The sequence below is a fragment of the Deltaproteobacteria bacterium genome, from assembly GCA_016874775.1.
Lineage (GTDB): Bacteria > Desulfobacterota > Binatia > Bin18 > Bin18 > VGTJ01.
The window spans coordinates 1-14986 of sequence record VGTJ01000050.1; the positions used below are offsets into that span (position 1 = coordinate 1).

General features: G+C 53.2%; 15 protein-coding genes. 8 read left to right on the top strand and 7 right to left on the bottom strand.

All coding sequences use genetic code 11. The annotated features are described in order from the left end of the window. Positions 1–81: 81 nt before the first annotated feature. Positions 82–1476, top strand: a complete 1395-nt coding sequence (locus tag FJ147_10595) for an NAD(P)/FAD-dependent oxidoreductase (GenBank protein MBM4256335.1) — start codon at positions 82–84, stop codon at positions 1474–1476. A gap of 263 nt (positions 1477–1739) precedes the next feature. On the opposite strand, the gene FJ147_10600 is transcribed toward FJ147_10595, so the two are convergent. The 4 genes from FJ147_10600 to FJ147_10615 all read right to left on the bottom strand — a co-directional run bounded on the left by FJ147_10600 (position 1740) and on the right by FJ147_10615 (position 4669). Next, positions 1740–2885 (bottom strand): amidohydrolase, encoded by a 1146-nt coding sequence (locus tag FJ147_10600; GenBank protein MBM4256336.1) that lies wholly within the window; start codon positions 2883–2885, stop codon positions 1740–1742. 111 nt (positions 2886–2996) lie between these two features. Further along, on the bottom strand, positions 2997–3215 hold the full coding sequence (locus FJ147_10605; protein ID MBM4256337.1) for a hypothetical protein: 219 nt from the start codon (positions 3213–3215) through the stop codon (positions 2997–2999). A gap of 11 nt (positions 3216–3226) precedes the next feature. Continuing rightward, on the bottom strand, positions 3227–4381 hold the full coding sequence (locus FJ147_10610; protein ID MBM4256338.1) for an amidohydrolase: 1155 nt from the start codon (positions 4379–4381) through the stop codon (positions 3227–3229). Positions 4382–4444: 63 nt separating this feature from the next. After that, on the bottom strand, positions 4445–4669 hold the full coding sequence (locus FJ147_10615) for an LLM class flavin-dependent oxidoreductase (protein MBM4256339.1): 225 nt from the start codon (positions 4667–4669) through the stop codon (positions 4445–4447). A gap of 590 nt (positions 4670–5259) precedes the next feature. On the opposite strand from FJ147_10615, the gene FJ147_10620 reads away from it, so the two are divergent. The 6 genes from FJ147_10620 to FJ147_10645 all read left to right on the top strand — a co-directional run bounded on the left by FJ147_10620 (position 5260) and on the right by FJ147_10645 (position 10346). Next, positions 5260–5619, top strand: a complete 360-nt coding sequence (locus tag FJ147_10620) for a hypothetical protein (protein MBM4256340.1) — start codon at positions 5260–5262, stop codon at positions 5617–5619. A 305-nt stretch (positions 5620–5924) separates the two neighbouring features. Next, entirely contained in the window at positions 5925–6884 is a 960-nt protein-coding gene (locus FJ147_10625; GenBank protein ID MBM4256341.1) for a hypothetical protein, read from the top strand. 35 nt (positions 6885–6919) lie between these two features. Next, complete coding sequence (locus FJ147_10630; protein ID MBM4256342.1) at positions 6920–7708, top strand: alpha/beta hydrolase; 789 nt, start codon at positions 6920–6922, stop codon at positions 7706–7708. 119 nt (positions 7709–7827) lie between these two features. Next, positions 7828–9159, top strand: coding sequence for an LLM class flavin-dependent oxidoreductase (locus FJ147_10635; protein MBM4256343.1), 1332 nt, complete (start codon positions 7828–7830; stop codon positions 9157–9159). 15 nt (positions 9160–9174) lie between these two features. Next, entirely contained in the window at positions 9175–9672 is a 498-nt protein-coding gene (locus FJ147_10640; GenBank protein MBM4256344.1) for a ferritin-like domain-containing protein, read from the top strand. A gap of 335 nt (positions 9673–10007) precedes the next feature. After that, a complete protein-coding gene (locus FJ147_10645; GenBank protein MBM4256345.1) occupies positions 10008–10346 on the top strand; it encodes a hypothetical protein in 339 nt (112 codons plus the stop codon). Here FJ147_10645 and FJ147_10650 read toward each other — a convergent pair. Continuing rightward, complete coding sequence (locus tag FJ147_10650) at positions 10312–10773, bottom strand: DUF1232 domain-containing protein (protein MBM4256346.1); 462 nt, start codon at positions 10771–10773, stop codon at positions 10312–10314. The two genes, FJ147_10645 and FJ147_10650, sit on opposite strands and share 35 nt — an antisense overlap. Positions 10774–10940: 167 nt before the next feature. Here FJ147_10650 and FJ147_10655 point away from each other — a divergent pair, with 167 nt between their 5' ends. After that, entirely contained in the window at positions 10941–12185 is a 1245-nt protein-coding gene (locus tag FJ147_10655; GenBank protein MBM4256347.1) for a Glu/Leu/Phe/Val dehydrogenase, read from the top strand. Positions 12186–12213: 28 nt separating this feature from the next. Here FJ147_10655 and FJ147_10660 read toward each other — a convergent pair whose 3' ends face one another. Both FJ147_10660 and FJ147_10665 read right to left on the bottom strand, forming a co-directional pair. Then, positions 12214–13536 (bottom strand): insulinase family protein, encoded by a 1323-nt coding sequence (locus FJ147_10660; protein ID MBM4256348.1) that lies wholly within the window; start codon positions 13534–13536, stop codon positions 12214–12216. Positions 13537–13588: 52 nt separating this feature from the next. Beyond that, on the bottom strand, positions 13589–14980 hold the full coding sequence (locus FJ147_10665; protein MBM4256349.1) for an insulinase family protein: 1392 nt from the start codon (positions 14978–14980) through the stop codon (positions 13589–13591). Positions 14981–14986 lie beyond the last annotated feature (6 nt).

Sequence of the window (14986 nt, forward strand, 5' to 3'; positions counted from 1 at the left end):
GTCGCCCGCGTTCATCCAGCTCTTCGACCAGACTTCGATACTTAGACCGAAGCCAGCACACAATGGTCTCGTCTCTCATCCCTGCTCTTGTGCAGAGGCTCTCCACTCCGGTCAATCACTATTGCGGTAAGTTGTTTCCTGCCACCGCCTTATCTCAACTATGTGGCTGACAAGTTTAACCTCCGCCCGAACATCCAACTCAATGCACGGGTCAAGTCGGCAGTGTACGATGAACAAGCGAACCAGTGGGAGGTTCAGTTCGAAAGTGGGCAGCGGGCACGGGCGCGCTTTGTCATTGGTGCGGTTGGTATTCTCTCGGCAGATTATACTCCGCCATTCGCCGGGCGAGAGACGTTTACCGGGAGATCGTTGCATACAGGCAGATGGCCGCACGAGAAAGTTGATTTCACTGGCAAGCGCGTCGGTGTCATCGGTACTGGCGCTACGGCTGTCCAGCTCATCCCGATCGTTGCCAAAGAGTGCAAACACCTGACCGTCTTCCAGCGCACGGCCAACTACTGCGCGCCATTACGTAACTCATTGGTCACACCGGAAGAACAGAGCCGCTTCAAGGCTAACTACAAGTCGATGTTCAAAAAGTGCAACGAAACCCCGACCGGTTTTCAGTGCGATTTCGACCCGCGCAAGACCTTTGACGTGCCTCAAGAAGAACGGCTCGCCCGATACGAAGAGTTGTGGGCCAAACCTGGCTTCGAGAAATGGCTGGGGAATTTCCACGATATTATGGCTAACCCAGAGGCGAACGAAGATTTTGCTGAATTTATTCGCAACAAGATCCGTGCGCGCGTGAAGGACCCTGTCGTTGCGGAAAAGCTCGTGCCCAGGAGTCACCCGTTCGGTTCTAAACGTATTCCCCTGGAGACCAACTACTACGAAGCCTACAACCAAGATAACGTCTTGTTAGTCACCCTCAACGAAACCCCGATCGAACGTATTACCGCCAAAGGCATCAAGACCAGTGCCAAAGAGCACGAATTTGACGTGATCATTTATGCGACTGGGTTCGACGCAGTGACTGGCGCGCTGACGCGGATCGACATCCGGGGCGAAGACGGTCAATCGTTCAAAGACAAATGGGCGAATGGTCCACGCACCTATCTGGGGTTACAGACCGCCGGTTTTCCCAACTTCTTTATCGCTAATAGTGCAGCCTTCTGCAATTTCCCACGTTGCTCTGAGACCGTAGTGGAATGGATTGCCAACTGCATCGGCTATATGCAGCAGAAGAACTTGCAACGCATCGCGCCGACGGTGGAAGCTGAAGATGCATGGGTTGAGCACGCGAATGCATTGACGGAAGGGACACTCTTTGCCAAAGGAAACTCGTGGTTTGTGGGTGCGAACATTCCCGGCAAGAAGCGGGTTTTCTTGCTTTATGCCAATACTGCGCCAGCCTACCGACAGAAGTGCGCTGAAGTGGCGGCCAACGAATATGAAGGGTTTGTGATGCAGTAAAGCTCTATGGGGAGTCCAGCAAGAATGAGATCCGTGCCGCAGTGGTGGGCACAGCCCGCCACTGCGGCTGCTCATCCTAAATCGGACCCTCGAAGATCCGTCCACTTCGTCACTCACCGAATGAAAAAAAAGGGAGAGTCTGAGATCGTTCAGTAAAGAAGGACACAACTGATCGACTCGACTCTCCCAACAGGCCAGGGAAAGGTGGGCCAACCTTGCCCCTGACCTCAACTCTCATCGTGAGAAGAGAGTTAGCGATGACACTATGACGCCGCGGCTGTGACGGCCTCGGGTGGTATGCTGATGCCGTACAGTTTGCAGACGTTGCCAGTCGTCATTTTATATTTCTCATCGGCTGGCACTCCATGGAATATTCGATTAATCACTGACTGTGAGTGAGGCCAGATCGAGTCGTGGTGTGGATAATCATTCCCCCAGATAAGGTTATCGACGCCAATCTCGTGACGGGTTTTGACTCCTAACTGATCGTCCTCAAAAGTGGCGTAGAACTGACGCTGGAAATACGCACTCGGTGGCATCGTGAGATCTGGCGACGCTTCCTCGCGCGCCCGATAGGTGGCATGATCAAGGCGTTGCAACACATGCGCGAGCCAGCCGGTCTCGAATTCACAGCAGACAAACTTGAGCTGAGGGTGACGCTCCGCAACGCCTGAGCAAATCAGTTGCGCGATGGTAGCGACGATCGCCCCATGGACCATCGTGTAACCAATGATTGCTCCAGTGGGAGAGCCCCAGTGCGCAGGAAGTCCCATATCCGGTGTACTGCCGCAGAAGACATGCATAGCAAGCGGACGTCCGGCCTGTTCTGCTGCCTGCCAAAACGGTTCGTAGTCAGGGTGGCTATAGGGCTTGTCAGGTGGTGCAGAACAGGGAATGGCAAAGCCGCGGAACCCTTTATGAGCTGTACGCTCTAATTCTTTGATGGCGGCGTCAATGTCCGGCAGCGGCAGGCACGCCATGCCAACTAACCGTTCCGGAGTATGGCTACAGTATTCGTGCAGCCAGTCGTTGTAGCGCGAGAAGAGTGCCTGGACGACATCGCGTTCGGGGTAGCCGAACGCGAGCATATTCGCTCCGGGATATACGACCTCGCCAATGATACCGTCAGTTGCTTGGACTTTGAGTCGTTCGACCGGGTCATATACCCCAGGATTTAAGCCTTCATAACCACGCGCGATCAATTCCTGGGTTTCTGGGTTGTCGAGACGACGGCCAGCGATGCCAAGTCGTCCCACCGAGAACATGATCTTGCCGAAGGCGATAAACGTTCCCCGTTTGCCTTCAGGATTCTTGAGGATCTGCGGCGCACGTGTCCCAAAGCGTTCGAGACCTGCAAACACTTGGGGTGGCTCCACTACATGGGAATCACAGGAATAATATGCAGGCATAGCCAACCTCCTTCTGAAACTGCGGATTGCAGACTGTGCATTTGGCAAACCTCAATCTTCTTTGTCTTCCAATCCGCAATCCGCAATCCGCAATCTACAATCCACAATTCTTTAACTTCCTCGCGTAATCGGCCCCACATCATCGTTCAACTGGTCGATCAAGAACGACAATTCATGCGTGATGTCTTTGATGCTGCGATACTCCCGGTACGTGGTCACTACTTCGTACAACAATGAGCGCAAAAGAGTGTCGCGAAGCATGCCTAGCTTTTCACCGGACGCGACGTAGGTTGCCAGTGCCTCACGCGCCAATACATATTCACCAGCCATTGATACCCCACTTACAGTTTATAGACACGCGCACAGCTATCACCGAGCAGATTCCGCCGCGCGGTTTCAGACATGGGTGTCACCAAGGTCGCGAGCATGTTCATGTAGTCCGCAGGATGGTCGAAGTGCGGGAAGTCACTCGCCCAGAAGAATTTATCGTTGCCTACATAATCAACGATATAGGCAAGGGCTTTCTCGTCTGGATCACCAGACACCCAGCATTGGCGTTTGAAGTAAAAGCTGGGTTTTTCTTTCATCGACGTGCCTTTGCCGAGCGCAGTTTCGAAGGTGGTATCCATGCGGTCGAGTGCGGCACCAGCCCAACCTGCACTCGACTCTAGGAGGACAACCTTTACCTTGGGAAATTTCTCGAACAAGCCGTAGTGAAACAAAACGAACAGCGCCTGTTGAGGTCCTTGACCTCCCAACACATTGTGATACCAGTCCGCGCCTTTCATCTCTTTGAAGCGCCGATACACCCGCTTCGTTGGAGGCTCGGCCATGGGGTGGATACTGATCGGTACGTCTAACTCTTGCGCTTTTGCCCAAAACGCATTGTAGTCGGGGTGGGCATGGGGTTTGTTGGTGATGGTGAATGGTGCAACGAAGCCACCTTTGCAGCCAGCGTTGACCGCGCGTTCCAGTTCTGCGGCAGCAGAGGGACCATCGGTCATGGCAATATGAGCGATAGGAACCAGCCGTCCACCAGAATCTGAACACCAGTCGACAATCCAGCGATTATACGCACGGCTATAGGCATTGGCGAGCTCGTGGTCTTCGACTTCACACTCCCACGTCAGCCCGACACTTGGATACATCAATGCGATATGAATGTTCTCGTGATCGAGCAGCTTGACACGCTCCTTTGCATCCATCGTCCCAAACTGCGCTGACTCTTTGTACGTCATGTTCAGTCTGGTTGCCATTTCGTCGGCGTTATTCCCCATACCGCCAAGCAACGTCAGCGCTTTGATATTGAAAAATTTCGAGGGTCTGCCATCGAGTTCGAGATATTCTTTGCCATCACTGCTGACGCGAATCCGCAATGCGCGCTCGCGGAATTTTGGGTCAATATATTTTTCCCACGCATCTGGTGGTTCCAACATGTGCCCGTCGGCGTCGATAATGTTCTTGTAGTCAGCTAGCTTTGGCGATGGATTTGCCATGATAACACTCCTTTTTCTTTGGCCCTTTGTGACACGTATGGCTGATGAGGCACCCTCCGCGGGTTACGCGGCGATTGCTGATCCACCTTCGGCGCAAGCATCAACGCGGTCCGAGGCACGGTAGCCGTACTCGCTAACGTGATGTTCGGCAGACCAGATAGAATCAAACCCTAAGTCTGCAGCAGCCTGCATAAACTCAAGCTGTTTCTTCACAATTTGATGTTCGGCCTTGTGAACAGGATTGTCGAACAAATGTAACGTGCCGAATTGCAAGTTCTTGCGCTGCACGGATATGCGTACCTCCTCTGAGACCTTCAGGAACCATCCTAGCGAGAACCGTACCAGGGGAGGGTGGTGCGAGTTTTTATGAGGCGCAGAAGCGCTATCTTGCCAAAGGGCGCGTGGTGAGCGGAGTTGTGTGGCCGTGGAGACACTTCTGTAGTACAGAATATGCTACTCCTGCTGCCCCCGATCGCAACACTCGCGCAGATTGTTTTGTCCTCTGTGTATCCTTTGGCGCCACTTTTGTCTTCGCCGTGCAGTGTCCACGTGAGTTATGCAGGGTTTCAGGGCGCATCAGCTTGGCACATTTTTCGCTGTGAGAAAAATCTGCAAGAGAGGCTCGAAAACACAACCTTTCCCCTTGCGGTTAGACCATGTGTGGCCAAGGACCTCCGCAGGTTGTGTTGGAGTGCGCGGCTCTGTCGAGTCTCTCTTCTTCTCTATCGGAAATTACTCACGAGTAGTGAAAGAGTGAAGACGATGACGATTCCACAGGCGGGACACCTGTCTCTGTTGGCACAAGTACAAAAGACAACCAATGCTGTCATCAAGTTCTATCGTGCGTGAGCGAAGCTGTTCCATCAAGGTGCGTGTCCATGTTTGAACCAGATGTATTGTTGCCTGAACAAGTTCGTGCGTTGCAAGGAAAAAGACTGACCTCTGAGCAGCGTCTGCTCTATGCCGTGCTTGAGGAGGCTGTCCATAGTTTTCGGACGTATGTGTGGGCGGGCCGTCCGCGGGAAAAGCAGATTTTTCGCGACGCAGAGGAGTGGTTCGAATCGGCTGACACGAGTTGGTTCTTTTCCTTTATCAACGTCTGTGACGCGTTAGGACTTGATCCTGACTATGTGCGTCGGGCGATGCGCAACTGGAAAGCTGCGCAACTACAAAGCCGGGCGCAACTCAAGGTCCCCCACGTCGATACCCACCTCAATCGCCATCTTCCCCATATTTGAAGACTCGCCTTCTGCATGCCTGCTGGCGCGGGCATGCAGAAACGTCAAGCTGGAGCTACAGGTGAGTCTTCCTGCATTCTCGCTTTTGCGAGAATGCCCCCACTGTCACCCCTCAGCACTGGCATGACCGCCACGAGCAGACTGTATCGCTTTTCTTGTATCCATTTGCACCAGTTCTGTCTCAGTCGTGTTGCCGTTGGTCGCATGCGACGAGGAGATAATGTCACTTCTTGATGTCTTTTAGGCGAATTGTTCGTGGCACAGTTCTCGCTGGTATGAAGCAGGAACATCGGACAGGGGGGCATGTGTTACGAACAGTTGTACTGGTCGTTGGCGCGTTTGGCATCATTGGGTGGCAGGTTACACTGAGCATCGGTGGTGGACGAGACACGGTCGAGGTGAGTGTCAATGAGTTGCGTAAGATCAACCAGCGACTACAGCAGCTCGAAGAAGATGTGCGTGCAAAAGAGGAGAGGATCAAGAAGTTGGAAGGGCAACTCACAGCGGGTGCCCCGGCACCGAAGGCAGTGACTGCAAGTGAGGAGCAACAAGAGACGCGGCTGCGGGCCATAGAAAGTACACTTGCTGCACCGTTTGGTGGTGAGTTCTCCTTGATGCCGGGAGGACATAGTGGGCCTTTTGGAACGGGGACTGACGTCTTCATCGCTGGCGCCCTTGATTTGCCGATCTGGCGCAAAGATCCATTGTTTGGTCAGAAGCTCCTAGGCGAGGTGATGATTGGGTATGGTCGGAGCACGGACAACGGGGTCTTTGTCACGCCGCTGACCTTGATGGCACCAGGAATGGGACTCCCCCAAGGCGCACGTATTCTCAGTAACAAGGCAGAAGCGAAATTCCTGCAAGTGTTTCTCGGAGCAAAATACAAATTGGTTGACTACACTCTGGGTGGGTTACAAAACTATCTGCAGCCGTATGTGGTGACTGGTCTGGGTCTCAATGTTGTCCTGGGAAGGACCACGCGTGCGGGAATCGACCTCAATGGTGATGGTCGTCCGGATGTCTCGTTGAAATCTGCTGGCTTCCCAGGAGGGTTGATTGGTGGCGTCACTCCAGAAGCACCAGAACTGCATCGTCGCGGGTTTCCGACTGGACAAGGGAACATCAAGATCGCGTATAGCATTGGCGGTGGCGCTGATATCAAACTCACCGAGCGCATCTTTGTTGGAACTGATGTGCGGTACAACATCCTGGAGGGCGGCGGTGACTATGCCACGTACACCGGGAAAGTTGGATTCATGTGGTAGCTCACAACCCGAGACCAGAAGGGAGGATACTCATCTTGACACAGTGGAAAGAGGAAACCGTCAAAGTAGCCGGTGCCGATCTCGTCATGGTGAAGGGAGGGACAGGGCGACCACTGCTCGTTCTTCACGACGAGTTAGGTTACCCCGGATGGATGCAATGGAACGACGCGCTGGCTAAAGATCGGACCTTGCTGATTCCGCTTCAACCTGGTTTTGGGAAAACGCCACGACTCGAATGGATTCGCAGTTATCGCGATCTTGGTGGGTTCTACAACATGGTTGTGCGTGAGATGAAACTCGATCCTGTTGATGTGGTGGCGTTTTCTGCGAGTGGTTTTACTGCCGCAGAAATGGTTGCCTCAGACCCCAAGATTTTCTCGCACATGGTGTTAGTTGCTCCCATGGGACTCAAGCCGAATGAGGGGGAAATCCTCGATATCTTTCCTCTGACGATCCGAACGTTGCTTCGTCGCACTGTTGCGGTGCCGGACGAGACTTCAGAGTTCGGCAAGATTTATGGTGGCGAGATGACACCGGAGCAGTTCGAGGCTTTTGAAGATGCCCGAGCGGAGACTGCTCGTATTGGGTGGGAACCGTACATGCACAATCCTAGCCTTGAGTATCTGCTGCAAGGGGTGAAGAAGACCCCGACGCTCCTGATCTGGGGGCAAGCGGATGGAGTGGTTCCGAAAGGATGTATTGCGGCATACCAGCGCGCGATCAGTGGAGCCAAAGTCGTTGAAATCGCCAAAGTGGGACACCGACCGGAAATCGAAAACTCGGCGGAGTTCACGACGGCAGTGAAAACATTCTTGGCGGGGTAGGGATGGCAGGCGTGTGACGTGGTGCGTGTTCCAAACCGTGAGTGTTGCTCTCGTGTCACGCACTACGTCATACGTAGTGTCGCAACGAAATAATACAGAAATCGACAGAGGAGTAGACCATGAAAGTCGGGTACTTTACTGAACGCCCTTATCGCTGGGTGCCGGAAGAAGCGTTGTTTGAAAATCATGCGTTCTTTGCTGTCTCGAACAAATACTTTGATCGAGACAAAGGTGCGGATGATTATAATTATTTTCTGGACGAAGCCTGCTACGCAGAAGATTTAGGTTTTGACGCTGTGGCATTGAATGAACACCACGGGACACCCTTCTGTATGGGTGGGGTGATGAATGTCGAGGCTGCCATCCTTGCGCGTATTACCAAAAAAGTGAAGATCGTGTTGGTCGGCAACCCACTGCCTGTGATTAAACATCCCCTGCGTATGGCAGAGGAATTAGCAGAAATCGACTTGATCTCACGTGGTCGTCTTGTAGCTGGCTGGGTGCGAGGTGCCGGGAGTGAGCAATTTTTTAACAATGCCAATCCTGCGTACAACCGAGAAATGTTCAACGAAGCACATGACTTTATTGTCCAGGCGTGGACTCGTCCAGGACCGTGGCGTTATGAAGGGAAACATTTTCATTATCGGCATGTGAATCCGTGGGCATTGCCATATCAGAAACCCTATCCGCAGATGTGGATTCCTGGGGTCCTCAGTCCTGAGACGGTGAAATGGTGTGCTGAGCATCGCTATCCATACGTGGGACTCGGGACGGCCATCGGTCCGACCTGCGACCTGTGGGATATCTATGATGATGAAGCGGCGAAGCATGGTTATCAAGCCGGGTCAGAGAATTTCGGTTACCTGATTCCGACGTTCCTTGCCGAGACAGAAGAGAAAGCGCAAGAGCTAGGGAAGGGGTTCATTTACGGTGGTGGCCAGACAGCATTCTCCCGCCCTGAGCATACGCTGCCGCCCGGATATAACTCGAAGAGTGCTATCCGCATGTTAGCCAAACAACCAGGCGGAAGCTGGCTGGGCGTAAGCCAAACGAAACTCCATATGGCGCAGGAAGATCCTGAAACGGCGGAACAGGAGTACCAAGAAATCCGTCGCAAGCTCTCTGAAAGTTACAAGAAGGCGCAGAAGGGGATGCAGATCATCGTTGGCACGCCGAAGACTGTCATTCCGAAGGTGAAGACCCTGCCCCAGGTGCTCCGCCCTGGTATTTTTATCTTCTTCCACATTCAAGGTCCGGTGAGTAATGCGGACCGTATGACCAGTATGCGGCTGATGGCGAATGAAGTTGTTCCAGTGTTGCGCGATTACGCGAAGGAGTTAGGGCTTGCCGATCCGTATGAACGCACGCCTGGTGAGGCACGGGCATACGCCGGTGCACAGCGCTTGCCAGTTGTTGACCGCGAACCGTTAGCGACATTGGGGTTGGTGTAGCGATTGAGGTGGAAAATGTGGGATCACACTGACCAGTTCAGTATTCTGAATCTGTATCGCGCGGCAGAGGTGCAAGGAGCAGAACTGCTTGAGCGATTGCTCCGACGGGTGAGTGAGCCTGAAATGACTCTTCATCTGACACATCAACTTGCCGATGAGGCACGGCATATCCAATTGATCACCGAACTGATCCAAGAGCTTGGTGGATCACCAACGGTTATCCGCAGGAGAGCCTTACCCATCCGGGGAGGCTATGCCGGTCCCGAAACGACCTTAGAGCTTCTCGCGCTGCTTCGTGTCACTGAGGGACGCTTACAGCAACGTTATCGCGAACATGCTGCACAACGGGATGAAGATCGTCGTGTGGTAGCCGCACTGCAAGCGCTTGCCTCGGATGAGGAGTGGCATCTAGCTGGTGTGAAGGCACTGCTTGCTACACAAGAGAAGCAGTTTGGGCGAACGCGGGTCGGTGCGACACTGGACTACTACTGGGACTTGGCTCGGCATGGATAGGCTGAATGAGCGGAAGAAGGAGGATGTTCCTGCCGTAACCTCCAAGGGATGAACCAATCGCAATTGTCACCCTGAACGAAGTGAAGGGTCTCTCTGAGAGATTCTTCTCTTCGCTCAGGACATAGGCGAAGAGCGATCGGTATACAATCTCCATTTTGGTCGAGCTGCTTGGCGCTATGAAGTGGTGTTTCTCCTTGCACCACACATATGTTTCCATCGGAGACACTTCTTGCCTGTTCTCGTCGGTTCACAGCGGGAAATTGCTCTTTGGCTGTGGCAACAGAATTGCTCTGTTAGTGACCATAGAGATCAGTGTCACGACAAAGGAGGTAACCATGACACTCATGTTCTCTGGGAAATGTACACCAGCGAATCGATTGGCTATGACGCTCAACGCCCTTTGTGATTTCCTGGATGATCCACACTGCCGTGGCTGTGAAGTGTTGGAACTGTGCTTCAAGCGTCTGCAAACGGACGCCTCGGCACGGCGATCTGAGATGCCGCGAGATGTCCTTCAGAAACTGCGACAAACGGTTCCTTTTACCGCGAGTCCCCGGCGTTGTAACGGGCAGCGCTGTCTACCGGCAGAAATGCTGATGGTGTACTTGACGCGGACCTCTGAGGCTGCTGGAGCAATGACTACGATTGCTCAAGACCACTCTCCCACTCCATAAAACGTTCGAGTTCGCTTCGTACTGAGCGGTAGACAAAGCGCACGATCATTGCGTCGTCGAGATAACCGACGCCGGGCAAGAAATCAGGAATCAAGTCCAATGGGGAAGCGAAATAAGCGAGAGCAACGATGATGGAAATCAGGTTTTCCCAAGGGACGTGTTTGTACTTCCCATTAGAGAAGGCGCGAATCAGCCGTATCATCGCTAAGAGATAGGGCCACAAGCCTTTGAACGCGCCTTTGTCCGCCTGCTTCAGCTTTTCGACCGCCGTTTCAAGTAAGACCTTTAGTTTCCGTGGTTGTCGGGCGAACTCCTCAGCCTGTGCCCGTCCGTCTTTGACTACGGTGGCAACCTGCATCTGTGGCATGGGCTGCCGAGTGGATGCTACAGGAGTTTTCGCTTTTTTTGCCTGACGCATATTTCGCATACCTTTCCTTCTCTTCTTGGCCGGACCCACGTCTACCTCACTATACGTGAATGAGCAAGTAGAACGAATGACGGAGCTACCGGTCCGCTTCGGCAAATTTGTATGCGACCGCACGGAGAGAATATGTTATGATTTGGGGTGCATCCGTGGGGAAGGAGGAGTGAACAATGGTGGAATCGGCATACGAGACGGCGTTACGGCAGTTTGATAATGCGGTGCGGCATTTAGATTTGCCTCCTGGTATTGCTGATTATTTGCGAGTGCCGAAGCGAGAAATTACGGTCAATTTCCCGGTCGAGATGGAAGACAAATCGGTTCGAGTGTTTACTGGCTACCGGGTCCATCACAACACCGCCTTAGGGCCAACGAAGGGGGGGATTCGTTATCATCCGGCCACGACACTGGACGAAGTCCGAGCCTTGGCCATGTGGATGACCTGGAAATGTGCGGTCGTCGGGCTTCCCTACGGTGGGGCAAAAGGGGGTGTCATCTGCGAACCAAAGAAGCTCACGGTACGAGAGTTAGAGAAACTGACGCGTCGATATGCGACAGAAATTAGCGTGTTGATGAGCCCCCAAGGTGATATTCCTGCGCCTGATGTTGGCACAGGGGAGCGTGAGATGGCGTGGATTATGGACACCTACTCTATGCATCATGGCTATTCGGTTCCGGCAGTAGTCACGGGAAAACCCGTAGCGGTTGGTGGCTCTTTGGGACGTGCTGAAGCCACGGGGCGCGGTGTGGTGATCACGATGATTGAGGCGCTTAAACGCAAAAATCTGCCACTCGAACACACCCGAGTCGTCGTACAAGGTTTTGGCAAAGTTGGTGGCCCTGCTGCATATCTTGCGCAAGAGCGCGGTGCGAAAGTGATCGCCGTGAGTGACGTGAACGGTGGAGTCCATGACCCTCGCGGCATCGATTTGTCGGCATTGCGGGCGTATGTTGCAACCCAAGGATCGGTGGTCGGGTTCCCTCAAGGAGAGGCGATAGACAATGCGGATTTGCTTGAACTCGATTGTGATGTACTGATGCCCTGCGCGATGGAGAATCAAATTACAGCGACAAACGCTGCTCGAATCAGAGCGAAAATTATCGCTGAGGGAGCAAATGGCCCATTAACTCCTGAAGCCGATCACATCTTGCGGGAAAAAGGCGTGTTCGTGATTCCCGATATCTTGTGCAACGCGGGAGGCGTGACGGTTTCGTATTTCGAATGGGTGCAAGATCTGCAGTCGTTCTTTTGGGGAGAGGATGAAATCAACGAACGCTTGCGCCAGATTATGGTGCGCAGTTTCAATCAAATTTTGCGCGTGGCGCACGAGAAGAGCATCGATATGCGCACCGCTGCGCAAGTATTAGCAATTCATCGTGTTGCCGAAGCGGTGCAACTGCGGGGAATTTATCCCTAGATGGGAGAGGCGCCCCGGCGGGACATCTCTACTGTTTCGCCAATCCCGCCTGTGCTAAGTCCGCAACCACCACCTGGAGCAGGTGCTCGGAACGAAGGTAGGTTTTCGCTGCGGCATGGACTTGTTCGCGCGTGACCTGGCCAATAAGCGTCGGGTAGCGGTCTGGATAATCTAAGCCCAGGTTATGAAACTCCAGGACCGGAAGTAATGAAGCGACATCGCGATTCGAGACCAAGCGCAAGGGAAAGCTATTGATTAAGTAGGCTTTGGCTTCGGTGACTTCTTTTTCTGTCGGACCACCCTCGATGAGGGTATGAATCACTTTCAGTGATTCATCAAGAGCTTGTTTGGCACTGGCATTTTTGGTTTGCAGAACTACCGTGAATGGCCCTGCATGTTTACGCGCACTGAAGCCGCTACCGATCGAATACACCAGGGCCAGCTCTTCGCGAATCTTATCCATCAACCGCGAGCCAAAACCGCCGCCACCAAGAATATAGTTCATGACCTGAATGTTGTAGTAGTCTGGATTGGAGCGTGCGACACCGATATGGCCCATAATGACATTTGCCTGTGCGACTTTCTTGTCGAGCGTGATCTGCGTTGTCTTTGGCTGCTGTTGTTCAGGTACCGTCAGGTCAGGAATGTCGCCACGTTGCCACTCAGCCAGATGGGTACGAAACAGCTTCTCGAACTGCTCTGCCGTGACATCTCCAGCCACAGCAATGATTGCGTTATTCGGTCGATAATGGGTTTGATGGAACGCGACGACATCCTCGCGTGTGAGGGATGTGAGGGTTGCCGCTTGTCCTTCGACAAGTCTGCCGTATGGATGTTGCGGATACAATTTTTCGAGAAACGCTCGCTGAGCAACCCATCCTGGGTCTTCTTCGCGACTTTGCAAACCACCGGCGATCTCGATTCGTTTCTTCTCTAATTCAGCGATCGGAAAGATGGGAGAGGTGAGGACCTCAGCAAGCAGTGTCAACGCGGCAGGGAGATTCTTGGTTAAGGTTGTTAACGTGACTGAGGAGGTCTCCAGGTCAGCATCTACTCGCAGTGAGGCGCCAAGAAAATCAAGCTGTTCAGCCAACGCTTGCGCCGAGTGTTGCTTCGTCCCACGGGTTAAGAGTTCAGCGGTCAGATTGGCGGCCCCTTCTTTACCAGTTGGATCAGCAGCCGCTCCACTCTTGAGCAAGATGTTGATCACCCCCATGGGAATACTTGGCCGTTCGGCAACCAGCAGGATCGCCCCATTGTCGAGCGTTGTGCGAGTGCCGAGCGGTGCAGCATTGGCTGAGGCGGCACACATGAGCAGTACGAACACGAGGGATGATCGACCGAATTTCATGGTGAATGCTTTCGTTGATTGTCGGCAGTGTGGTGAGATAAGGATGCTGCCGTTAGTGTAGTGGACCTCTGGTGGCTCCAGATGGACGTTCGCGAATGGGTTTGCCTTCGGGGTGCAAAATTCCAACCGTACGGTTCTCTTCTCGCAGATAGGTTTTGGCAACACGCTGAAGGTCAGCCGCAGAGACAGCACGGATTCCGGGAATCACCTTGTGGATCAATTCCCAATTACCGAGCGAGGCGTACTCGCCCAATTGCATGGCCCGATAGAAGAGTGAATCCTGTCCGTACACGAAAGAAGACTCAACTAAATTCTTGGCTCGCTCCAGTTCTTTGGCACTGACGCGTTTGTTTTTCAGTTGTTCCACTTCCTGATAGAGGGCCCGCTCGGCGTCCTGCACCCGCTTTCCAGGAGCAAGGCGCATCGAGAGGGTGAACAGAGACGGGTCTTGAGAGGCATCGTCATAGCTTGCATCTGCACTGAGAACCAACGCTTTACGCTCGACGAGCGCGGTCTGCAGCCGAGAACTCCGTCCTCCTGCCAGCACCACCGACAGTAAGGAGAGGGGAAAACTATCTTCGCTTTTGAGATTTGGAACGTGGTAGGCGGAGACATACAAGGGCAGTGAGGCGGGGCGTTTGAGTGTCACTCGCCGTTCGCCTCGCTGAGGAGGTTCTACTGATGTCACTTTCGGTATCTGTGCTCCAGTAGGAATAGTGCCAAACGTCGCTTTGACTTTAGACAATAAAGCTGGGGGAGAAATAGCTCCAGCAATAACAAGAATAACGTTATTGGGAGCATAAAAGAGTTGCCGATACGCTTTGACGTCGGCGAGCGTCATCGTTTCTAGATCACGCATCCACCCTACCACTGGCCAGCCATAGGGATGAGCAGTGTACGCTGCTGCGCTTACCTGCTCATATAAATCTGCGGCAGGTTCATCGGCAGTGCGCATTCGTCGCTCTTCCATAACGATCTTGCGTTCCGCCTCAAATCTCTTTTTATCTAATGTGAGATTCGCCAGTCGATCTGACTCGAGTTCGAGGAGGAGGTCGAGGTGAGTAGAGGCGACATTCTCGAAATAGACCGTGTGATCATCTGAGGTAAAGGCATTGTGAGATCCACCTTTGCCTTGGACTAGGCGAGAAAACTCTCCTTGCCCATATTTGGGGGTGCCACGGAACATCAGATGTTCAAGCAAATGGGAGATGCCGGTGATGCCAGAGCGCTCGTTGCGCGCACCGACTTTATACCACACTTGTAGTGTCACAACTGGTGCCCGATGGTCCTCAAGCATGATCACCTGGAGACCGTTGGGAAGGGTTTCCTGTGTGACATTCCAGTTTTTCTCAGCAGCAAAGAGCAGAGGCTGAGAGAGATAAAGAAAGATGAACGAGAGAAGAAACGCACGAGAACGTAACGGTCTACTACTGCTGTATGTCATGCCATT